This window comes from Phormidium yuhuli AB48 (assembly GCF_023983615.1).
Classification (GTDB): Bacteria; Cyanobacteriota; Cyanobacteriia; order Cyanobacteriales; family Geitlerinemataceae; genus Sodalinema; species Sodalinema yuhuli.
On sequence record NZ_CP098611.1, the window covers coordinates 991,373 to 1,013,543 of the forward strand.

A 22,171-nucleotide genomic window follows, 5' to 3' on the forward strand; every position below is an offset into this window, starting at 1 on the left:
ACAGCTCCAAAATCAAGAAAAGTTCATGAAACGTAACGGTTTGAGCCGGCTAAATTAGGAGACATCACCAATTCTACGCAAACTCAGTTGAATCGGCTAACTTAGAAAAGAAGCGCTTTAAGATGACCCATAGCATGAAAACTTCAAATCCACGTAAACCCTCTTCTCTGGCTGCACGAAGCCTCAAAGTCGTTGGTATCTTATTGATCCTATCGTCTTTCCTCGACATCCTAATTATCCCAGCCCCCTATCAACCCTTAGATCTGCCTTGGCGACTTCAGTTTGCCTCAACCGTGGTTGATCGCGGCGTCATCCCGATGATTGGGATTGCCCTCGCCTTTGCCGGCTACTGGATGGATACGGCTGGTGCTGCCACTGCCCTACCCCGTAAAAAATGGCAAGACCTGCGCTTTTGGGGTCTGATTCTTTCCAGTGTCCTCGGGGTTGTTTTCCTGTTGGTGAGTGCCATTCATTTCAATGATGTACGAATGCAAAGTACAAGTCGCTTACAAGACATTCAACAACAGGCGCGTCAAGCAGAAACTGAGTTAAACATTCAGTTGGGGAGTGAAGAGTTTCAGCAGCAAGTGACTCAGCAGCGGACTCAACTGCAAACTCAACTCAGAGGCCTGTTGGATAATCCTGAGCAGGTTGACCAACTCCTGCAAAGTGAGCAAACCCCGGAACAACTGCGGCAATTACTGGAGGCCTCCCTGGAAAATCCAGAGGAGATTGACCGCTTTTTAGACGAACAGGCCTCACAACTTCCGGAACAACTCGGTGGACAAATCCGTGAGCGGGAGTTAGAACTTGAACGGCAGACACGTCTTGCCGCTTGGAAATCAGCCTTCCGAATTGGCACTAGCAGTTTGCTACTGGCGATCGGCTACATCTTAATTGGCTGGACGGGTCTTAAAGGTATGATGCGTCCTCGTCGAGCCCCCCGCCAAGCTCCTTCCGCGAACTAGCGTTTTGTAAGCTCATGTTGGGGTGAATCGGCTGAGCCCCCTGACGGTGTTCACCCTGAGAGCGATCGCCACGTCTCAGTTTAGAACACCGTTTCGCTGTCTTTTCACACTTGTTTTTTGTCCCCGAGTCTATGTTTTCCATCTACATCCTGACCTACAACGAAGAAATTGATATCGCTGAGTGTATTGAGTCCGCTCAAGGGTCGGACGATATTATCGTCGTCGATTCGTTGAGTCGCGATCGCACCGTTGAAATTGCCCGAAGCTATGGGGTTCGTGTTGAGCAACACGCATTTGAAAGTCACGGGAAACAGCGAACTTGGATGTTGCAGTCCATCCCAACTCAATATGAATGGGTTTACATCCTCGAAGCCGATGAGCGGATGACCCCTGAACTGTTTGCCGAATGTTTGGCAGCGACACAACAGGAAGAGTTCATTGGCTACTACGTGGCGGAACGAGTCATGTTTATGGAGCGTTGGATCCGCCGCAGTACCCAATACCCCCGGTATCAACTGCGCCTATTTCGCAAAGATAAGGTCTGGTTCGACGACTACGGACATACGGAACGAGAAGTCTGTGACGGCCAAACCTCGTTCTTACAGGAAACCTATCCCCACTACACCTGTGGCAAAGGGTTAAACCGTTGGATTGAAAAGCATAACCGCTATTCAACCGATGAAGCTAAAGAAACCCTGCGCCAACTCTCCTATGGAACCGTTCAATGGCGTCATCTCCTCTTCGGTGCAACTGAAGTGGAACGGCGACGGGCCCTGAAGGATCTGTCTCTGCGGCTTCCGTGTCGTCCCCTGATTCGCTTTCTCTATATGTATGTCGTGCTGCGAGGCTTCCTAGATGGACAAGCTGGCTTCGCCTGGTGTACCTTGCAAGCCTTCTATGAGTATTTAATTTTGTTGAAAGTTCGTGAGTTGAAACAACAAGGCTATGTTCCCCCTGCCCCCAGCCAGACGGAGTCCCCTCAGTCCCACACTTCCGATAAGGAGTCCTCAGCCCTAAAAACACCGTTTTAGGCGATCGCCCCCTTAGCCGCGATCCGATGGATGTTACCCTTGAAACAGGGAGATCTGTGATCCCCAACATCTAATCGCGATCATCGCGATACCAGTAGCCGTTCCTGCCCTCCCTTTGCAACAATTCTTCACATCTTCTAAGATAAAGACATCACCGGGAAGGGTGACTCATGTCCCGAACTCGGGCTTATGCCCTTAGAAGGGGTCAGGTCGGTCAATTCAGTTATCGCTCTTTTGGATGAGAGTAAGGTATCCGTGCTGCAACGTTTACGGCAAGATTTAAAAAACGATTTAATCGCGGGATTGCTGGTCATCATTCCGTTGGCCACAACCATTTGGATTTCTCTAGTCATTGCCAATTGGACGATTGACTTTTTGACCAGTATTCCCAAGCAAATCAACCCTTTTGATGGTCTTGACCCAATTTTGGTCAATTTCTTAAATCTCCTAGTTGGGTTAACTGTGCCTCTACTGGGAATTCTTTTAATTGGTTTGATGGCCCGGAACATTGTCGGGCGCTGGCTGCTAGATTTTGGAGAAAATTTAGTTCAAGCAATTCCCTTAGCGGGTTCTGTTTATAAGACGTTAAAACAGCTCTTACAGACACTTCTACAAGACTCAAACAGTAAATTTCGCCGCGTTGTTTTGATTGAATATCCCCGTCAAGGGGTCTGGACTCTGGGATTTGTCACCGGGAGTGTCAGTCATCAGATTAAGGCTCATATGACCGAGTCGATGTTGAGTGTTTTCATCCCTACCACACCCAACCCGACCTCAGGATGGTACGCTATTATTCCGGAACAAGAAGCCATTAACGTCAATTTGTCGATTGAGGATGCTTTCAAAATCCTAATTTCCGGTGGTATTGTGTCCCCCAGTCCTCCCAAAGAATTAGCCGAATCCCAACGCCCCACCCTAGAACAACTCCTCTCCCGCCGCAAAAACAAGACCGAAATGGACTCTCCCCTCCCCGTGGTTGAAGAGGACGCAGAAACGGTAGAAGGATAAGAGGGGAACCCACCCCAACCCCTCCCAGGAGGGGAACCCACCCCAACCCCTCCCAGGAGGGGAACCCACCCCAACCCCTCCCAGGAGGGGAACCCACCCCAACCCCTCCCAGGAGGGGAAGAACTGCCTTCCCCCTACTGCCTACTGCCTACTGCCTACTGCCTTCTTCCCCCCTTTTGTCTTCCTCCCCCCGTTCCCTAGTCCCAAGCGATTATGCAAGCTCGTAGCATCTCCCGTGAATTGGCCTTACTGAGCCTAAGCCAACTTCCCAAACGCTCCAGTAAACTAAGTCAACAACAACTTGGTGACTTCATTGTGGCAGCCGTTCGTGCCATGACCTTGGAGGTTCATGAATCCCTCGAAACCGCTGCCGCAGAACTCAAGCGGGGGTACGATCGCCTCATGGAGCAAGAGTTACGGGACAGTGATATCACAAGCTCCAAAGCCAGTTTGACGGAAGCGATGGAGTTAACCCGTCATGCCATCGATCGCTTGGGGATGGCGATCGAATTGCCGGAGTTTGTCCAACTAGCTAACCAGGCACAAGTGCAGGAGTATGCCTTAGAACTGTTGTTGCAAGTCACACAGCATCGTCAGGAAATTGACCAATTTCTCGATCGCACCATTGTCGACTGGCAACTCCAACGCCTCCCCTATGTCGAACAGAACATTTTGCGCTTAGCTACCGCCGAACTCTGCTACATGGGAATCCCCGATCAAATTGCCATTAACGAGGCGATAGAACTGACAAAACGCTACAGTAGTGAGAAGTCCCATCGCTTTGTTAATGGGGTCTTGCGTCGCCTTGTGGAACTGCGCGATCGCCCTGAAGACTCCTCAGCTGAGAGCGCAGCCGATGCGATCGCCTCAGACAAGCCGTTCAATTTATAGTCCAAGATTTCAACTCGTCTAGTTTCAACACGCGCATTATGGTTTTTAACTGGTTCCGTCGTAAATTCGATCGCAGCGGCAGTCAAGAGGAAGAGGAGCAAACCTCTGCTAATCAGGACGCCGCCACGGTTGAGGACGAGGAGACGGCAGAGGAAGAAGCCACCGAATCGGACAGCTCACCAGAGGCCTCTCCCCAAGAAGACTATCTGGCTTGGGCCAAAGCTGCCTATCAAAATATCCAACAGCAACAAGGGACAACCATCACCACAGATGCACCCGAGCTGGAATCTCAGGTGCAACCCGAACCCGAGCCTGTCGCAGAAACTCCCGTTGAGCCCGAACCCGAGCCGGAGCCAGTAACGGAAACTCCCGTTGAGCCCGAACCCGAACCGGAGCCGGAGCCAGTAGCGGAAACTCCCGTTGAGCCCGAACCCGAACCCAAACCTGAACCGGTAGCGGAAACTCCCGTTGAACCGGAGCCGGAACCGCAACCGGAACCTGTCGCAGAAACTCCCGTTGAGCCAGAACCGGAGCCGGAACCCGAGCCGGAACCTCAAACCGAGACGGTTCCAGCTTGGATGAAAGCTAGTGAAGAGCGTCAAGAACGACTAGAGCGATTAAAAGCCGAAGCGGTCGAAACTCCCGTTGAGCCAGAACCCGAACCGGAACCTGAGCCAGCCCTTAGTTTTGACGAGAATTTCGTCTGGTCAGCTGAAGTATTAGCCGCTCAGGGCCGCAAACCTGAGGATATCTCCATTGAAGAGATCACCTGGCTCAAGAAACTACGTCAGGGCCTCGGAAAAACCCGTCTGGGACTCATTAACCAGTTAAAAGCCATTGTCGGTCAGGGTCCATTAAACAAAGACGCCGTTTTTGAAATTGAAGCCTTATTGCTGCAAGCCGATGTGGGTATTGAGGCAACAGATTTTGTCATCGAAACCCTACAACAAAAACTGCGAGATGAGACCCTTCCTCCCGAGGAGGCGATCGCCTATCTCAAGCAAATCCTGCGCGACTTACTCGATAAACCCTACGAGAACGGTTACAAACCCGATTTCATCCCCGAGAAGGATCAGTTCAATATCTGGCTGATGACCGGGGTGAATGGAGCCGGTAAAACCACCACCATCGGCAAACTGGCCCATCTCGCGCAAAAATCCGACTATCGCTGTCTGATTGCAGCAGCAGACACCTTCCGGGCCGCCGCCGTGGAGCAGGTGAAAATCTGGGGACAACGCAGTAATACAGATGTGATTGCCAATCCCGGCAAAAATACCGACCCAGCGGCCGTGGTGTTTGATGCGATCACCGCTGCAACAGCGCGTAATACAGAACTCCTCCTAGTGGATACCGCCGGCCGGTTACAGAATAAGAAGAACTTGATGGAGGAATTAAGCAAAATCCGTCGCATCATCGATAAAAAAGCCCCAAATGCCCAAATTGAGTCTCTCTTAGTCCTGGATGCCACCTTAGGACAAAATGGCCTCCGTCAAGCGGAGGTGTTCGCAGAAGCCGCTCAACTCAGTGGTGTGGTCTTGACAAAACTCGATGGAAGTGCTAAGGGCGGCGTCGCTCTGGCAGTCGTCAAACAGTTAGGTCTCCCCATCCGCTTTATCGGGGCTGGAGAAGGAATTGAAGATTTGCGCCCCTTCTCTAGCTATGAGTTTGTCGAGGCATTATTGAATGGTTGAGCCTATTGTCTATTGCCTTCTTTCCCCTATCACCTCTTGCCAAACTCTAGGATGAAGCTGGCCTAGAGCATGATCGCTGTCGACCTCAATCAGCTCAACCCAGGAGCGAGTTTTGGCATAGTCGCGGCTGGACTGGATGGGGATAACTTCATCCTGACGGCCGTGGATGATGGTGGTGGGGACGGGACGGGTGAGACGGTGTGGCAGCCAGGTTCGTGCATCCTCGACGAAGTGATACCTTAGGGGGAGCGATCGCCCCTGGCCATAATGGTAAATCAGGCGATCGCCCAACCGTCGCCACTCCTCCAACTCCCCCGCCGTGAGCCAACAATCAGGAAATCCGAAGGCGGGAGCTAGCAAGACCAATCGTTCCACCATTAAGCTCTCTTGAGCCACCCAGGCCGCCGTTAGGCCGCCCAAACTAGAGCCAATGAGGACAACCCTCTCCTCCTGAGCAATCCGGGCTGAAACCTGGCGAATTTGGCGGCTGACAGTGAGATGGGAAAAACCACCGTCATTGAAATCGATCCGATGCAACGTTTGTCCCCGTTCCTGGAGGAAAGCCCCCAGCAGTTGGGCTTTGCGAGACTTGGGACCGGAGGCCAAGCCATGGAGATAAAACCATTGGAGCATCAATTACACCTGAGGCTAGGGAAATCGTTGCTGTGCAATTCCAGCTTAGGACTTAACTTCATCGAAATATTTTTGTTAGAATTGTCCCACAACGGGGTCAGCTTTCTAGGCCTCCGTCCCGCGTCAGTTCTACCCACGCTGAGGTCCTAAGTTCGCCATTTAACTCGACTTAGCCCCACCTTCCCATAAAAGACCATTTGAGGGTTTTGACATTGGTGTATCCCCCCAAAGGCGAGAAAATTGAACTTGACCGCGAGTATCCCTGTCCCTGTCGCCGTCCGGGTCATTTGAAACCCATCACCCTGACTGAGGCCTTGGGGTGCGATCGCTGTCAGCAGATTTTTGTGGTAAATGAGAGTGGAACCTCCATTGAACAACTCTCAACTCATTATCCCTACAAACAGGCGTGGCGTTGGACGGGAACCCACTGGAAACGAGCCAGGTCGGGGATGAAAGAGATTTACTTCCCCCTCGCTGTTGGTGTGGTCCTGGTCTTGGCCATCGTTTGGCTTCCCATTGCTTTACAACTGTCCGTTGGGACAAGTACCGTCCCCTGGATTATTTTAGTGGTACTCTTAGCAATCAATACTCCGGACAGATTTAGGATGCAAGAGCACCGTAGGATAGGAGTTCCGAGTAGTTGGGATGGGATTTAATTAAAGTCGGGTCTAAGTCAAAGCTGTCGATAAATAGGTCAAAAAGATGCTCATTGAGAGCCAAGCGTTTGAGAGAGGCGATGGAAAAACTCAAAGGTTCAGCACGAGTGTGGGTCGATTGTAAGGTGGCTTTGGCTAAATTGAGAGCCAGGAGACTGGCATTAACATGAGAGTCGAGGGCTTCAGCGGAGCGGGCCTCACAATCAGAGAAGCCCAGAAACTGACGAGCATCGCGAAAAATAAACTCAATTTGGAAACGAGCGGTGTAACAACGATAGAGATGGAGGGGGTCAAGGGTGACATCGGTGGAAAACAAGACCACGTAACTGCGTCGTCCATTCTGCTCTTTGAGCAAATAAGCCAAACGAACCGGTCGTCGAAAGTTAACTGACCAGACCACGGCTGTGTATAGAGAAACTCCTTCGTCTAAAGTGGCAACGAAAGTCAAACGACTCGGGTCAGTCAAATCAACCTTACCGTCATAGCGACGGGGGCGACCTCGTCCCCGATGAGGGCCGTCATAAAGAAACTTAAGATTAGCATCGCTGCGCAAGCGACCGATGGCCTCGAAGCCTAAGCCCACCACCCCATTGACCCACTTGGACTTGCTGTAAAAGCCATCCGCGACGACATAACGAATCCAGTCCGGGAAAAAGATGGTGCAGTAAGCCAGATGCCCGAGGTAGAAATCCAAGCGGCTCCTCGAAGCCACTTGGTCTTCGGTCGGGGTCTTCTCGGTTCTCAAGTCGGCTTCCGTTTGTTGGGCTGACAAGGTATAGCCCGTCTTCTGCTGCAAGTCAACAATAGCTACAACAGACCATTCGAGTCCTTTTTCGGCTCGTTGAGCTTTGCTGTTGTAAAACCAATCCAAGCCATGGGTGTGACGACCACTTTTCTCGTTGAAGGTGCAATCGACTACTACTATCTGTTCGCTGTCCTCGGGTCGTAGCTGTTCGATTAAGCGGCGGTTGAGACGTTCGAGTCCTAGACCCGCCTCGAAGTGTCGCCGATAAGTCCGCTCGTTTATCTGGCTGTAGCGGCTGAGATTCGTATAGTTGACTCGACCACAGACGACAAAGAGAGTGGTCATCAGGGTCATCAAAAATTTCTGCTGGGGTTTGCTAAATGTTTCCACCAGACCCGCTACAATGCTCTTGAGGCTATCCATCTGTGCAGCTTTGTTAGATTTACCACCTGCACTTTAGACGATGGATAGCTTTTCTCCAACTCGGCGAACCCACACCGCCGCTCTCTGGCGTCTCTGCCAACGACCTCCGCTCCCCCCCTCGGTAACTCGCTTTCTTTTCCCAACTCGACTTGTTGCACGAGACGGCACCTCCCCGGAATCCTTTGCCAGATACCGGTGACAGGCGTTTGTCTTACTGACTCAACTCAATAACGCCCAAAAAACTGTCCGGAGTATTGAGCAATGTTGCCCGCAGTATTAGTTTGGTTGGCATACCGACGTTAGCGTCATGGCGAATGACTCCTTTGAGATTGAGACGAGCGATAATCCTTTAGCGGCAGTCCGTCGCGCCCATCAAGCATCGCTGGAGTTAGCACAAACTCTCAGTAGCGAGCGATCGCAAGCCTTGCGGCGAATGGCTGAAGCCCTGAGCGATTACAGCAGTGATATCCTAGAAGCCAATACCCTCGACTTAGAAGCGAGTCGAGATATGGCGGTACCCGATTTGCTCCTCGATTGGCTCAAACTCACCCCAGAGCGTGTTCAGGGAGCGGTGAACATTCTCAAGTGTCTCAGCGACCTCCCCGACCCCATCCGACGGGTCATCAACGCTCCCTTTCAAGTTGAAGAAGCTCAAACCTACTGTCAGTTGATGCCCCTAGGGGCGATCGCCCTGGTTTACGAGGCCTTCCCCGAATTGGGGGCGATCGCCGCTGGAATGTGCCTTAAAACGGGTAATAGCCTAGTCCTCAAGGGCAGCACCGAGGCCAGTCACTCCAATATTGCCATCGCCAATGTCTTACAGGAGGCATTAGCCGATAGTCAGCTTCCTGACCATTGCTTAGAACTGCTACCCTCCGATACGGGAACCTCAGTCCGAGAACTGGTGAATCAAGACCGCTATCTCAGTCTGATTATCCCCCATGGTCGTGAGAGCCTGGTTCAACCCATTATTGAAAAGGCTACCGTTCCTGTCCTGCGCTCTGCCATTGGCAACTGCTATCTTTACTGGTCTCCCAGTGGCAGTCTCGACCTAGTTCGCTCCATAATCAACGATAGTCATCAAAGCGATCCTGATCCCGTCAATGCGATCGAAAAAGTCCTAATTCACCCCGAACAAAGACCCTCATCCCTCCTTAGTCTCTGGAATGGACTGCGGGATAAAGGGTTTACCATTCGTGGTGATGAAGCCCTCATCGAAGAATTTCCCGATCTAGAACTCGAACTAGCCCAACCCGAGGAATGGCGACAGGCCTACCTCACCAAGACCATTGCCTTCAAGAAAGTTGAGAGTCTCCAGGAGGGAATGCTTTGGATTAACCAACACAGTAGTGGTCATGCCGATTGTCTGGTCACCGAGTCCTATCACGAAAGTTGCCAGTTCTCCCTCGGGGTGAAAAGCGCCTCCGTCTATATCAACGTCTCTCCGCGATTTGCACGACTCCCGAAACCTAACCACACGGTGTATTTAGGAATGTCAAATCGCGGTGGCTATTATCGGGGCTTCATCAACCTCGAAGCCTTAACCCGGATTAAACACGTCATTCAGGGCCATGATTAGTTCGCCAATCAACCCTGAGGTTGCTCTAGCGTATTGCGGCGTTTCACCAGTCCCATCGCTCCAACAGCCAACAGACCTAGGATCATAGTCGGTTCAGGGATTTCTCGGCGCAGTGGGGGGGTTGAGGGATCATCTGGAGTAGAGCCGGAAGGAGGTAGAGTCCCTGTAAACTCATAGTTATGGAACTCCCCAGACCAAACATCGAGACGGGCGGAGTTGGCAATCACCTGTCCTTCGATGTTCCCATTGCGTAAACTAATATCAGCATTGGGGGCTAAAACTGTTCCTCGCCAGGAAAAAGAAAAATCAATCGTAGTCGCATTGGCAAAGTTCCAAATTACATTTTGCCATTTGGATGAATCCGCATTAGCTTCTTCATGAAATAAAGAGCCAAACCAATTTGGGGCGAATGTTTCATCTGTCACATTGATTACGACTAAATCAGAGCTGGAAGGAGCATCTAAAAAGATTTCCCGAGCTTCTGATAGGCTGACATTAAAAACATTGGTACCCGTATTGTTTCCCGTAAAACGAAGTTGTTTGGAATGGGGATTAAGGCTGGTGGTTCCCGTTGTCTCTAAATTGAACAGCGTCTGAGACAAGTTCTGGTAGTGATTTCGTGCCGCCTCAAAGTCGATTAGGTCATCTGACGTGACCTGACAACCTTGACAGTTATTGAAATATACATCTCCAGTAACCGTACCCCCAACATTGGCATTACCGCCAAAGATGCCACTATTCTGAATTGTCAAATCCCCTCCCACGACAAAGTGGGTGTCACTCCCGTTAGAGGATGGCAAACGATCGGCAATGCCGACACTTGTTAACGAGGCGTTACCCCCAACGGCTGCCCGCCCTTCAACATCTCCCCCTCGTTGATAGAGATTCTCAAATAGAAACAGATTGTAGTCGGAAGCCGCGCCCGTCAGACCAAATCCCATTGCAGCACCCGGCTGTCCTAGAATTAGTCCACCCACAAGAGCTAAAGTCCCAGAACGGATAAGAAACGGCGAGGTTCGCATTGGCTATAACTCCTTAGACTGTTTTGACGATGACCATTACCGAGTTCACTCTAACGCATTTAGTTGCTGATTATGAACGCTATCCGTGAAGTTTCTGCCTCAATTGTTTAAAGTTTTCATGAAGACCAAACCAAACCTGGGTTTAACCCTGAAGGCCTGAATCATCTGAGGACTCCAGAGAGACAACGACGAAATTGCTTGGGATTCCCCGAGAGGTTACGGTAAAATCTACGGGCAGGAGTCAACGCAGGTTTCCGGAGGCTGGAACCATGGTATCCCCTCGTCGCTCGCGGTTACGACGCTATCTCATTGGTGAATTTTCCCTCAAACGCATGATTGCTTCTGTTCTGTTTATCTACTTTTGCATCTGTCTCTATGCCTACTTTGGCAGTGAGCGGTCGATTTTTCTCCCACCTCCCCCTAGCTACAGTGACAGCGAAGCCATCATTAAACTGCCCGTCGATGAAAATACTGAGATTTCAGCGGTCCATTTGCCCAACGAGGACGCGGACTACACGATTCTCTACAGTCATGGCAATGCGGAAGATTTAGGGATGATTTTACCCCGGCTGGCAGATTTGCAAAGCCTGGGATATGGGGTATTTGGCTATGACTACCAGGGGTATGGAACCAGTCAAGGCAGCCCTTCGGAATATAACACCTATCGAGATATCAATGCCGCCTACCGCTATCTGACCGAAACCCTGAAGATCCCGCCGAGCCATATTTGGGTCTATGGACGCTCTCTTGGCAGTGGCCCATCGGTGGATTTAGCCTCCCGAGAAGCGATCGCCGCCTTAACTGTTGAGAGTGGGTTCTTGTCGGCGTTCCGTGTCGTGACGCGGATACGACTATTTCCCTTTGATAAGTTTGATAATCTCAGTAAAATCCCCAATGTCTATAGTCCGGTGTTGTTTATTCATGGAACCGATGATCGTCTCATTCCCCTATTGCATGGGGAAGGTCTCTATGAGGCGGCCAATGACCCCAAAAAAGCCTTCTGGGTTGACGGAGCTGGCCATAACGACTTGTTAGAGGTGGTTGGCGATCGCTACCCCCAAGTTTTACAGGAGTTTGAGCAACTCATCCGCAAAGAACAACGTTAACCTAGATGAGATTTTTATTAAACGTTTTGACTTATGGAAGATATGGTAAGCCTCGGCGATCGCGGTCTACAGGTGCGTCCCCTAGGAATCGGGGCCTGGTCTTGGGGCGATCGCTTCTTTTGGCAATACGGCAGTGACTATGGTGAGGCTCAAGTCCGAGAGGCCTTTGAAACCGCCGTCGCCTCAGGAATTACCCTATTCGATACCGCCGAAGTCTATGGCAAAGGGGAATCGGAACAACTCCTCGGCCGCTTTGGGCAAACCTGCGACACCCCCGTTTACATCGCCACCAAATATGGCCCCCTCCCCTGGCGTCTGTTCAAATCCTCCGTCTACGATGCCGTCAGTGCCAGCCTAGAGCGCCTACAACTCGACTCCATTCCCCTGTATCAGGTGCATTGGCCCTTTACCTGCTTCATGTCCCAGGAAACCCTCCTTAACGCCTTAGCCGACGAAGTAGAGCGGGGACGAATTCAGGCGGTGGGGGTCAGTAACTATTCCGCCGACGAAATGGTTCAAGCTCAGCAGATTCTCCAGAGTCGAGGGGTCTCCCTGGCGGTGAATCAAGTGCGGTATTCCCTGCTCTCACGGACGATTGAAACCAAAGGGATTCTCGACACCGCCAAGGATTTGGGGGTGGTCTTGTTAGCCTACAGTCCCCTGGCCCAAGGCCTGCTAACGGGGAAATATACCCCCAGTAATCCCCCCGGCGGTGCCCGGAAAATGGATGCTAAATTCAGTGCCAAAGGCCTACAACGCATTGAACCCCTCTTAGGGATTTTGCGAGACTTGGGCCAGCAGTACCAGAAAACGCCGGCCCAGGTGGCACTCAATTGGCTGATTGGCCAAGGGGGGGTGATCCCTATCCCTGGGGCTAAGAACGGCAAACAGGCGCAGGATAATGCGGGAGCCTTAGGCTGGCAGTTGTCCTCGGAGGATTGGATTCGCTTAGAACAAGCCAGTCGGCCTTGGCTGTAGGATCTGTAATACCGAAGACAACGGAATTGATTATGAAACGGATTTTAGTAACGGGAGCCACGGGACGAACTGGCTCTCTAGTGGTGCAGAAACTACGAGAACGACCTCAAGAGTTTGACGTGGTGGGCTTTGCTCGCTCCCCACAGAAGGCTGAGCAGGTGTTTGGCTCCACGGAGGGATTCGTGTTTGGGGATATCGGCGATCGCCACAGCTTAGACAAAGCCATGAACGGCTGTGAGGGATTAGTCATCCTCACCAGTGCGGTTCCCCAGGTGGTGGCCCCTCCTTCGGAACCCGGACAACGGCCCACCATGGGATTCGCCCCAGGGGGAGAGCCGGAACAGGTAGACTATCAGGGCCAGGTGAATCAGATTGAGGCGGCTAAGGCGGCTGGGGTTCAGCAGGTGGTCCTGGTGGGGTCTATGGGGGGAACCGATGAGAACCATTTTTTGAATAGCATTGGCAATGGCAAGATTCTGATTTGGAAGCGCAAGGCTGAACAGTATCTCATTAACTCGGGATTGCCCTATACCATTATCCGAGCCGGGGGACTCCTGGATGAGCCGGGGGGCGATCGCGAGCTATGGGTTGGCGATGACGATCACCTCTTACATCAGCCCCCAGACGGCGTTAACCCCTCGATTCCCCGTGCTGATGTGGCCGAATTGGTGGTGCAGGCGTTCCGAGAAACTACCGCCCGCAATCGGGCCTTTGATGTGATTTCCAACCCTCAGGGCCCGGTGACTCGTGATTTTGCGGCTCTGTTTGCCCGGACGACCCCGGGATAGGTTCCCCCAATTTGATAAAATCCCTGTACGAATCCCAGAGGCCCTTGAGAGCGCTATGAGGACATGGGAGAGCCTCGTCCATGAGTGGCGATCGCGATTGGAGATGGAGCATCCACACCGCACTCCCGAAACTCGGGAGGCGGTTTTGTGCTGGCTGTTGACGGACCAAGGGGAGGAGTTTAATGGGTTAGATGAGGAGCATCAGCAAGTCCTGGAACAGTCTATGGAGTTCTGCTACAACATCCTCTGTCAACGCTATCTGGGGGTCTCTCCTGAGGCGGCCTATCGTCATTTAATCCGTCGTTTGGGGAGTTTGGTGCTGTTACGCAATAAGATTCGCACCTGGGTTTCCCTGAGTCGCGATCGCCGTCGTACGGTGGTGGATGTGGTGCAGGAAGTGTTGCAGGAAATGCTCAATAGCGATCGCTATCTGCAAGGGGAAATGCGACGGATTACCCGCTGCGGGGGCGATCGCCACCTACAAAATGCCCTGGTTCTCGCCAGTTTAGAGGAATACTGTCTCCGGCCGATCCGCAATCAACCCTTATTGGTTTATCGCTTTGTCAATTACCTACGCCGTAGCCAACGGGGGGGGCTGACGCAAGTTCCCAGTCAGGAATTAGTGCGTTTAGTGTCCGTAGAAATTGCCCCCAACCACGCCCCGGATACGGTGAACTTGCTCGATGCTCAGACTCTGGAGCATTATGAGGGCGATCGCGCCTGGGAAGAACAGCAAACCCTCCGAGATAGTGTAGCCCGAGAATTTGCTCAGTATCTCCAGGAGCATGTCAGTCCCCTGGCGGCCCAATGGTTGAATCTTTATCTGCAAGGCTACAGTCAAGAGGCGATCGCCGAGCAGTTGCAGGTTCCCATCAAACAACTGTATCGCCTGCGAGAAAAGGTTGGCTATCACGCCATCCGGGTGTTTAGTCTCAAACATTCGCCCGACTTAGTGGCCAACTGGCTCAAAACTTCCCTGCAAGACCATCAACTCGGACTTACCAGCAGCGAGTGGCAACAATATTATGAAAGTCTGGAGCCTCATCAGCAAGAGATTCTCGATCGCTTCAAAGCTGGAGAGTCCGTCGAGGCGATCGCCCACCGTCTCCAGCTCAAAACCACTCAAGTCACCAGCGAATGGGGTAAACTCTATCTCGCTGCCCAGCAAATCCGTAATTCTACGGAGGCATAGGCGATCGCAGTTCCGTAATTTCAACTATGATTCAACTAGGATAAAACAACCAGCCCTTCAACAGCCCCATAGTGGCCCGTGACCTAACATGACCCAACGCATCTGTCCTATTTACCGTTAGCCTCGATTGTCATGACTTCATCAGGGTTGCATTGTATTTAGGTTTGGGTTCCTCTCAAACTTGTCCATTTATGCTGAAAACCCTCCCTATGAACTCCGATTGGATTTTTCACTCCATCGATACAATTTTGCCCTTTGAAGTCTGTCTGTATCACCAGGTTGTGCCCCTGTCCATGGAAGGGAGCCGCATTTACCTGGGGATGGTCAACCCCGATGATATAGCTGCGTTGGAATATTTACGGCAGCTACTAGGCTATCTTAACTGTTCTCTAGTCTCTCAAACTATTGCTCCTCAAGAACATCAGGCGTTACTGACCGCCTATCTGAACCATAGTAATCAACTCAGCTCTCGTTCTCCCTCCCCTGAGGTGCAGAAAGATGATCCAGTACCATCTATCCCCCCAAATCTCCCCAGCCTGAATCTGACCCCCCGTCATTTAACCTGTTCTGTCAGCGATTTAGCGTTGCTGTCTCCCCCACAAATGATTCAGGAATTGTTAGCGCGAGTCTTAATCGGAGGAATTGGCCGTCTCCATTTTGCCCGGGAATCTGATGCGGGGAACATTCTTTGGAGTCAGGATGGGGTTCCTAAGTCCGTTCTTAAAGCATTACCTCTGAGTACGTTTCAAGCCGTTATTAACGAATTAAAACGATTGATGGGATTGCCGCTGCTCCCAGTCCGTCAGCAAAAAGAAGTTGAGTTAGAACGACTTTATCATGATACGCCGGTTCTCTTGCGGCTACGAGTCATGCGAGGAGATGACGGGGAAGAAGCGACTCTGCAAGTGTTACGCGGGGCGGCGCTTAAGTTTTATCAGCAACAAAAACTGATTGATTTGAGCCAAGAGGTTTTGATTACAGCGCAAAATCTACAGAAAAAACTTGTGGAAATTCAAGAAACCTATCAACGTCATCCTAGTCTCTCCCAAAAACACCTAGAGGTTATTCCTGCATTGATACAAGTTTTAGAACAAGTCGATGCTCACGTGAAAATTCTTGAATCTGCTAATTAACGCATTCCTTTACGATATAAGATAGAATAAAGCAGACTCATCAAGATTTTAAAGACCTATGGCGCGACCCAAGGAGTTTAAGCGAGAGGATGTTCTGGATAAAGCCGTACTCACGTTTTGGCAACAGGGCTATTACGGAACCTCAATTCGCCATCTCATTGCCTCAATGGGAATTCATCGAGGAAGTCTCTATGACACCTTTGGGGATAAACACTCATTATTTGAAGAAAGTTTAGCCCGTTATGATCACACTGTGGTTGGAACGAACCTGGCTCCCCTAGAAGAGGCTGATGCGTCACTTGCGACCTTGGCTAGCTTTTTTGAATCGGTAGTGGATTGGAGTTTACAGGATGGCGATCGCAAGGGATGTTTCTTCGTGAATACGGCGGCTGAACTCGCCCCCCACGATGCTGCCATTGCCCAACAACTGAGGGGATATTTTTATCGCATTGAATCCACCTTTGCCACGGTGTTAGAGCGATCGCGCCAGCGCCAAGAACTGACGCATTCTGGGGATATTTCCCTGCTGGCCAAGTATCTCCTCTCCAACCTCCAAGGCCTACGGCTGACGGCGAAGCTGAACCCGGATCGTCAAACCCTTCAGGGCCTGGTGGATATCACCTTTTCCACCCTAACCCAGTAACGTCTTGGGGTTGACGATTCCTCTAACGGCCTCGACGGCGGGAAAACCAGCCGAAGATGTTGATGTCCCCGCGCATTTTTTCCAATTCCCGACGGTTGCGTTCTGCTGTGGCCCGATACCACTGACAATAGTTCTGGAAGTCTTCGCGATATTGGACTTCTCGGTGGAACTCCCGCGTAACGTGATAACTGCCAATACGTTCATCAAGGGATGGCGGTGGAAGGAAAACAATGCGATTGATTCCGTCAGACATGAAGCCTCACAAATGATAAGGACTGGTGCGTCATGAGGGTTCCAGAGTCAGCCTCAGGTCTAACCCCGTAGCTGATACACCCATAACCCAAGATACTCCTTGAGCGCCCGAGTCGTCAGGGCCAGGCGTTCAGTGCTATCACACTTTGACTGACCCGTGCCCATAATGAGAATTGCTGAGGAGCCTTAGACAAAGTAGACAATAGGTGGAGCAAGTGATACAATTGGAGGCGCAGTCAAGAGGTCTGGCCTTTTCAGATCGTGGAAGCATGGTCTTCCCTTGACTGATTTTAGTTTTGAAGGGAAATGAGGCAGTATGTATTTACTGTATGTAGATGAGTCGGGGACAACCCACGACCCAAATCAACAGTATTTCGTGCTAGCCGGGTTTTGTGTGTTTGAGCGACAAGGATATTGGGTTGCTAAGGAGCTTGACGACATTGCAGCTAGGTTTGATCCGGCTGATCCAGCAGCCGTTGAGTTACCTTAATCCGCGAGAAAGCTCACGTCGTAATCTTTGATTCAACGTTGAGATGAATCGCGGCAACACCTGTGGTAAAATCACGCCAAGTGACTGAACGGAATCATGCTGGTATTTGAGGCCAAGCTAGAAGGAGCCAAAGAGCAGTACGAACGGCTGGACGAGGCGATTCGGACGGCTCGGTTTGTTCGTAACAGTTGCCTGAGATACTGGATGGACAACAAAGGAGTTGGACGGTATGAACTGAGCGCCTATTGTGCGGTTCTTGCCCAAGAGTTTCCTTGGGCAAAAAAGCTGAACTCAATGGCTCGTCAAGCCTCGGCCGAACGAGCCTGGTCAGCCATCGCCCGTTTCTACGATAACGGCAAGAAAACGATTCCCGGCAAAAAAGGGTTCCCTAAATTCAAGAAGCACAAGACTCGCGATTCAGTCGAGTACAAAACCTCAGGTTGGAAGCTGTCAGAGGATAGAAGAACAATCAACTTCACTGACGGATTCCAGGCGGGACGCTTCAAAATGTGGGGAACTCGTGACTTGCATTTCTATCAGTTAAAGCAGATTAAACGGGTGAGGGTGGTCCGTCGCGCTGATGGCTACTACGTTCAGTTCTGTATCGACCAAGAGCGCCGGGAGGAACGAGAGCTGACCGGAAAAACGGTCGGGTTAGATGTCGGATTAAATCATTTCTACACCGATTCAGACGGTCAGACGGTGGAGAATCCCAGATATCTCAGAAAGTCTGAGAGAGCGCTTAAGCGTCTCCAACGTCGATTCGCTAAGACCCAGAAAGGTTCCAAAAACCGAGAGAAGGCGAGAACTCGGTTAGGGAGGAAGCACCTCAAGGTAAGTCGGCAGCGTAAAGACTTTGCCGTCAAGACGGCATTGTGCGTCGTCCGGTCTAACGACTTGGTAGCCTATGAGGACTTGAAGGTGCGAAATCTGGTAAAAAACCATAACCTCGCTAAATCGATCTCGGATGCGGCCTGGTCAACGTTCCGTCAGTGGGTGGAGTATTTCGGTAAGGTGTTCGGGGTGGCAACGGTTGCTGTTGCTCCCCAGTACACGAGCCAGAATTGCTCTAACTGTGTGGAGAAGGTCAAGAAATCTCTGTCAATGAGAACTCACCGCTGTCCTCATTGTGGTTTAGTCATCGACAGAGATTGGAATGCAGCCATCAACATCCTTGAATTAGGATTGCGTACCGTAGGGCATACGGGAACTCACGCCTCTGGAGATATCGACCTCTGTCTTGGTGGGGAAACTCCTCAAGGTAAGTCGAGTCGTGGAAAGAGGAAACCTCATCAGTAATGGTGGGAATCCCACGCTATATTCTTTGAATTAGCGTGGGAGGATGTCAAATGGTAGTCCAATGTTCGGAGGAAGAGGACGATGGAGGAGTCATCCTAGAGAAGCTCGGCATCAAGCCATTGAAGATGCCCTAACAGTTTTTCTGCGCTCTCATCCCAGCAATCGATTTTTTGCAAGCGTGATCAATAAGTCTGCCGTATCTCCCAGAGACCCAGTTGAGGTAGCATTTGAGCAGTTAGCTAGTAGATTTGATAAGTACTTAATGAGATTGCATAGGAACCGCGACACCCAGAGAGGAATCATTATCTTTGATAAATCTACTTATGAAACAACAATTCAATCCCTGGCAACTGATTTTAGGACGATTGGATATACCTGGGGTGTGATCAGTAATTTATCAGAAGTACCTCTCTTTTTAGATTCAAAAGCATCAAGACTGATTCAACTTGCTGACTTGACTGCTTACGCTATTTTTAGAAATTTTGAGAAGGGGGATAATAGATTTTTTTCCATCATTGAAACTAGATTTGATTCAGAAGGGGGTGTAGTTCACGGGTTATACATCTTGCCATGAGTTGCGGCATAACAACCCGATTCAGAGCAAACTACCGAGAGAGCTTTGTTGTGCTTCAAAGGGGACCTAGAGCCACTCAACTGGAACGTTCGCTGATGTAATGCTCACCGTCCGATCCGATACGGCCCAAGCTGCGTAATTAAGAGCTTGCCGAATATCTTCCTCCTCTAACTCTGGATAAGCCGCTAAAATCTGTTCAATGCATAACTGACTCGCCAATAACTTTAGAACAAATCCTACCGTGATGCGCATACCTCGAATGGTCGGTTGTCCCAGGCATAGTTCTGGGTTGACTGTAATGCGATCTAATTCTTGAATCATCAGACTCCTATACATTCTAGATCGAAGAGTCAGCCTCAGGCCCAACCCCGTAGCTGATACACCCATAATCCAAGATACTCCTTTAGCGCCCGAGTCGTCAGGGCCAGGCGTTCAGCATCGGGAATCAGATTGAGAACGATCGCCTGCCAACTCTCCCCATCATCTCCCCCAACGGAATCGGCAATCAGAAAATCCGTGGGTGCAGCAATCGTGGTAATCCCCAGTTTTTGGAACACCCGTAGCGATCGCGGCATATGAATGGCTGAAGTCACCAGCAAAATCTCCTCAATCCCCTGTTCTTGCAAAATCACCTGGACATTTTCGGCATTTTGGCGCGTATTCAGGGACGTATGCTCCAACAGTAGGGCCGATTCTGGCACACCCAAGGCCTGGACAAGTTGGGCCATATCCTCCGCCTCGGAGCCAATTTCCCCCGTCCAGCTCAGTCGTCCTCCCGAGAGAATGATAACCGGGGCTTTCTCTTGTAAAAACAACCGCGCCGCATAAATGGGCCGATCGCCCGCCTCATTCACCTCCACCCAGGGACGAGGCGGGTTGGGCGATCGCGTCGCACCCCCCAACACCACAATCGCCTCCGCCTGAGGTAAGTCCCCCACTGGTAGATGTTGCCGTTCGAGCGATCGCACTAAACTCGATGACACCCAACTATTGCCCCCAGCCATCAAGGCAACAAACCCGACGACTAATACCAAACTCGCCACAGCAGGACGTTTCCAAAGCAGCAGCAGGGCCAACAACATCAAAATACAGGCCAGTCCCAACGGATAAACCAATGACGGAAGTAGCTTTGAGAGAAAAAAGAACATTGCGCCAAGAATAAAAACGTCCATAAAAAAATCCATGGTTGCCCACGGATTTCCTAACAAGTTGCAGATAAAGCCATCAATCAATCGAGGCCCGCCGCAAGCGATAATGAACCTTTAAGCCCAAAATCGTCGAAGAGAGAATTAACGTCAGAATGTTGGCGCAAATGACCGGTAAATCATGAACCGATGTCCCATACACCAGCCACAAGAGAATCCCTAAGCAGAGAATAATTAACATACTCCAAGAGATATCATCCGCCGACTTAGACTGCCAGGTTTTAATGAGTTGGGGGAGATAGGCGATGGTGGTCATGGTTCCCGCCAACAGTCCCAGAATCGTTGCATCTTGCATAACTGGCTCCTGTGGTTACGTGTAGGTTAGCCCTGGTCGTTTTCTCAGATGACGTAGAGACAGACATCCCCAGACATCCCTGAGAACGTGACCGTCAGAGACATTTAGGACAAAAGTGACGCCCGGTGAGTGCGTCAACAGGCAATTATAGGAGATACCCCGAGGCTCTGACCAGCCCTGGCCCGACCATAAGCAATCGTCATCAGACCGGTCGCAGGGTATCTCCTAAGATTATCAAAAACCGTTGTAGCGTTTGTCATTGAGAGGCTCTCCCGGTTAACCAGGTGCGAGAAACCGGATTCCCCCTTTCATCCCCAAGGACGCAGATTTAGAAATCCGGTTCCCGAGGGCCTAGCCGCGCAATTGCTGAGACCAAACCCGGTTGGGAAGTCCCCAGACATAGATGAAGCCTTCAGCCGCTTTGTGGTCGAACTTATCGTCAGAACCGTAGGTGGAGAGTTCGTCGGTGTAGAGGGTGTTGGTAGATTTACGGCCAACGATATGAGCGTTACCCTTAAACAGTTTTACCCGAACGGTTCCCGTCACTCGTTTCTGGGTCTCTTCAATGAAGGCATCTAAGGCCGCCTTGAGGGGGCTGAACCACAATCCGTTATACACCAATTGACTGTAAGTTTCCTCAATTCCCCGTTTATAGTGGGTGACATCTTTGGTCAGGGTGAGGCTTTCTAAATCCCGGTGGGCCAGAATCAGAGTTAGGAGCGCGGGGGCTTCGTAGATTTCCCGAGATTTAATCCCCACCAGGCGGTTTTCAATCATATCGATGCGCCCGAAGCCATGTCGTCCGGTGATGGCGTTGAGGGTTTCGATGAGTTTCACGGGGGCCAGGGCCTCTCCGTTAACGCTGACGGGGTAGCCTTCCTCGAAGCCAATTTCCACATATTCGGCTTCGTTGGGGGTGTTGGCGATCGCCTCCGTCATCAAGAACACATCCTCTTCGATGGGTTCATTCCAGGGATCTTCGAGGGGGCCCGCTTCAATACTACGACCGAGGAGGTTGCGATCGATACTGTAGGGAGAGGATTTCTTCACTGGGGAGGGAATACCGAACGTTTCCCCATAGGCGATGGTTTCTTCGCGACTCATCCCCCATTCCCGGGCCGGGGCCAACACGGTAATATCGGGATTGAGTCCGGCGATGGCCACATCAAAACGAACCTGGTCATTTCCTTTCCCCGTACAACCATGGGCCACCGCATCGGCCCCATATTCAGCGGCCACTTCCACCAGTTTCTTGGCGATGAGAGGACGGGCTAGGGCCGTAGAGAGGGGATAGCGGTTTTCGTAGAGGGCGTTGGCCCGAATGGCGGGGAAAGCGTAATCTCGGATAAATTCCTCTTGTAAATTGGCCACCAGGGACTCACTGGCCCCAGATGTGAGGGCTTTTTCGCGGATGGGTTCGAGTTCATCCCCCTGGCCTAAATCAGCGGCCAGGGTGATCACCTCTTCAACCCCCCATTCTTTCTTCATGTAGGGAATGCAGACTGAGGTATCCACTCCACCTGAGTATGCCAGTACGGCTTTGGTAGCACGACCCATAGACCTTTCGTT

At 51.1% G+C, this 22,171-nt stretch carries 24 protein-coding genes; 16 read left to right on the plus strand and 8 right to left on the minus strand.

What is annotated here, in order from left to right; translation table 11 throughout:
• The first annotated feature begins 134 nt into the window (after positions 1–134).
• The 5 genes from hpsJ-B to ftsY all read left to right on the plus strand — a co-directional run bounded on the left by hpsJ-B (position 135) and on the right by ftsY (position 5,589).
• Complete coding sequence (hpsJ-B, locus tag NEA10_RS04255) at positions 135–968, plus strand: hormogonium polysaccharide biosynthesis protein HpsJ (protein ID WP_252664002.1); 834 nt, start codon at positions 135–137, stop codon at positions 966–968.
• Positions 969–1,099: 131 nt separating this feature from the next.
• Entirely contained in the window at positions 1,100–1,999 is a 900-nt protein-coding gene (locus NEA10_RS04260; RefSeq protein ID WP_252664004.1) for a glycosyltransferase family 2 protein, read from the plus strand.
• Positions 2,000–2,254: 255 nt separating this feature from the next.
• Positions 2,255–3,007, plus strand: coding sequence for a DUF502 domain-containing protein (locus NEA10_RS04265; protein WP_252664005.1), 753 nt, complete (start codon positions 2,255–2,257; stop codon positions 3,005–3,007).
• A gap of 213 nt (positions 3,008–3,220) precedes the next feature.
• A complete protein-coding gene (gene nusB / locus NEA10_RS04270) occupies positions 3,221–3,898 on the plus strand; it encodes a transcription antitermination factor NusB (protein ID WP_252664007.1) in 678 nt (225 codons plus the stop codon).
• Positions 3,899–3,936: 38 nt separating this feature from the next.
• Positions 3,937–5,589 carry a signal recognition particle-docking protein FtsY gene (gene ftsY, locus NEA10_RS04275; RefSeq protein WP_252664015.1) on the plus strand — a complete coding sequence of 551 codons (1,653 nt, stop codon included), beginning with the start codon at positions 3,937–3,939 and terminating at the stop codon, positions 5,587–5,589.
• Positions 5,590–5,598: 9 nt separating this feature from the next.
• Here ftsY and NEA10_RS04280 read toward each other — a convergent pair whose 3' ends face one another.
• The gene (locus NEA10_RS04280; protein ID WP_252664017.1) at positions 5,599–6,222 is read right to left on the minus strand and encodes a YqiA/YcfP family alpha/beta fold hydrolase; all 624 of its coding nucleotides are present in this window, start codon (positions 6,220–6,222) and stop codon (positions 5,599–5,601) included.
• Positions 6,223–6,437: 215 nt separating this feature from the next.
• On the opposite strand from NEA10_RS04280, the gene NEA10_RS04285 reads away from it, so the two are divergent.
• The gene (locus tag NEA10_RS04285; protein ID WP_252665291.1) at positions 6,438–6,878 is read left to right on the plus strand and encodes a hypothetical protein; all 441 of its coding nucleotides are present in this window, start codon (positions 6,438–6,440) and stop codon (positions 6,876–6,878) included.
• Here the strand turns inward: NEA10_RS04285 and NEA10_RS04290 are convergent.
• Complete coding sequence (locus tag NEA10_RS04290) at positions 6,823–8,046, minus strand: transposase (RefSeq protein WP_309494104.1); 1,224 nt, start codon at positions 8,044–8,046, stop codon at positions 6,823–6,825. The two genes, NEA10_RS04285 and NEA10_RS04290, sit on opposite strands and share 56 nt — an antisense overlap.
• Positions 8,047–8,353: 307 nt before the next feature.
• On the opposite strand from NEA10_RS04290, the gene NEA10_RS04295 reads away from it, so the two are divergent.
• Entirely contained in the window at positions 8,354–9,625 is a 1,272-nt protein-coding gene (locus NEA10_RS04295; RefSeq protein WP_252664019.1) for a glutamate-5-semialdehyde dehydrogenase, read from the plus strand.
• A gap of 8 nt (positions 9,626–9,633) precedes the next feature.
• Here NEA10_RS04295 and NEA10_RS04300 read toward each other — a convergent pair whose 3' ends face one another.
• A complete protein-coding gene (locus NEA10_RS04300; RefSeq protein ID WP_252664021.1) occupies positions 9,634–10,647 on the minus strand; it encodes a collagen-binding domain-containing protein in 1,014 nt (337 codons plus the stop codon).
• Positions 10,648–10,916: 269 nt separating this feature from the next.
• On the opposite strand from NEA10_RS04300, the gene NEA10_RS04305 reads away from it, so the two are divergent.
• The 6 genes from NEA10_RS04305 (at position 10,917) to NEA10_RS04330 (ending at position 16,487) form a co-directional block, all read left to right on the plus strand.
• Complete coding sequence (locus NEA10_RS04305; protein WP_252664023.1) at positions 10,917–11,753, plus strand: alpha/beta hydrolase; 837 nt, start codon at positions 10,917–10,919, stop codon at positions 11,751–11,753.
• Positions 11,754–11,786: 33 nt separating this feature from the next.
• Positions 11,787–12,731 carry an aldo/keto reductase gene (locus NEA10_RS04310; protein WP_252664025.1) on the plus strand — a complete coding sequence of 315 codons (945 nt, stop codon included), beginning with the start codon at positions 11,787–11,789 and terminating at the stop codon, positions 12,729–12,731.
• Positions 12,732–12,763: 32 nt separating this feature from the next.
• Entirely contained in the window at positions 12,764–13,519 is a 756-nt protein-coding gene (locus tag NEA10_RS04315) for an SDR family oxidoreductase (protein ID WP_252664027.1), read from the plus strand.
• 55 nt (positions 13,520–13,574) lie between these two features.
• Entirely contained in the window at positions 13,575–14,711 is a 1,137-nt protein-coding gene (locus NEA10_RS04320) for a HetZ-related protein 2 (protein WP_252664029.1), read from the plus strand.
• A gap of 209 nt (positions 14,712–14,920) precedes the next feature.
• The gene (locus NEA10_RS04325; RefSeq protein WP_252664031.1) at positions 14,921–15,844 is read left to right on the plus strand and encodes a GspE/PulE/PilB domain-containing protein; all 924 of its coding nucleotides are present in this window, start codon (positions 14,921–14,923) and stop codon (positions 15,842–15,844) included.
• A gap of 58 nt (positions 15,845–15,902) precedes the next feature.
• Positions 15,903–16,487, plus strand: coding sequence for a TetR/AcrR family transcriptional regulator (locus NEA10_RS04330; protein WP_252664033.1), 585 nt, complete (start codon positions 15,903–15,905; stop codon positions 16,485–16,487).
• 22 nt (positions 16,488–16,509) lie between these two features.
• Here NEA10_RS04330 and NEA10_RS04335 read toward each other — a convergent pair whose 3' ends face one another.
• Entirely contained in the window at positions 16,510–16,740 is a 231-nt protein-coding gene (locus tag NEA10_RS04335) for a hypothetical protein (protein WP_252664035.1), read from the minus strand.
• A 315-nt stretch (positions 16,741–17,055) separates the two neighbouring features.
• Here NEA10_RS04335 and NEA10_RS04340 point away from each other — a divergent pair, with 315 nt between their 5' ends.
• The 3 genes from NEA10_RS04340 to NEA10_RS04350 all read left to right on the plus strand — a co-directional run bounded on the left by NEA10_RS04340 (position 17,056) and on the right by NEA10_RS04350 (position 19,102).
• Complete coding sequence (locus NEA10_RS04340) at positions 17,056–17,229, plus strand: DUF3800 domain-containing protein (protein WP_252664037.1); 174 nt, start codon at positions 17,056–17,058, stop codon at positions 17,227–17,229.
• Positions 17,230–17,325: 96 nt separating this feature from the next.
• The gene (locus tag NEA10_RS04345) at positions 17,326–18,528 is read left to right on the plus strand and encodes an RNA-guided endonuclease InsQ/TnpB family protein (RefSeq protein ID WP_252664038.1); all 1,203 of its coding nucleotides are present in this window, start codon (positions 17,326–17,328) and stop codon (positions 18,526–18,528) included.
• A 43-nt stretch (positions 18,529–18,571) separates the two neighbouring features.
• Positions 18,572–19,102 (plus strand): DUF3800 domain-containing protein, encoded by a 531-nt coding sequence (locus tag NEA10_RS04350; protein WP_252664039.1) that lies wholly within the window; start codon positions 18,572–18,574, stop codon positions 19,100–19,102.
• Positions 19,103–19,168: 66 nt separating this feature from the next.
• Here NEA10_RS04350 and NEA10_RS04355 read toward each other — a convergent pair whose 3' ends face one another.
• The 4 genes from NEA10_RS04355 to NEA10_RS04370 all read right to left on the minus strand — a co-directional run bounded on the left by NEA10_RS04355 (position 19,169) and on the right by NEA10_RS04370 (position 22,159).
• On the minus strand, positions 19,169–19,423 hold the full coding sequence (locus tag NEA10_RS04355) for a DUF433 domain-containing protein (protein WP_252664041.1): 255 nt from the start codon (positions 19,421–19,423) through the stop codon (positions 19,169–19,171).
• Between the two features lie 35 nt (positions 19,424–19,458).
• Positions 19,459–20,274: a YdcF family protein gene (locus NEA10_RS04360; RefSeq protein WP_309494628.1), complete on the minus strand. Its 816-nt coding sequence runs from the start codon at positions 20,272–20,274 to the stop codon at positions 19,459–19,461.
• A 52-nt stretch (positions 20,275–20,326) separates the two neighbouring features.
• Positions 20,327–20,602 carry a SemiSWEET family sugar transporter gene (locus tag NEA10_RS04365; protein ID WP_159785454.1) on the minus strand — a complete coding sequence of 92 codons (276 nt, stop codon included), beginning with the start codon at positions 20,600–20,602 and terminating at the stop codon, positions 20,327–20,329.
• Between the two features lie 351 nt (positions 20,603–20,953).
• Positions 20,954–22,159, minus strand: coding sequence for an argininosuccinate synthase (locus NEA10_RS04370; RefSeq protein ID WP_252664042.1), 1,206 nt, complete (start codon positions 22,157–22,159; stop codon positions 20,954–20,956).
• Between the last annotated feature and the right edge of the window lie 12 nt (positions 22,160–22,171).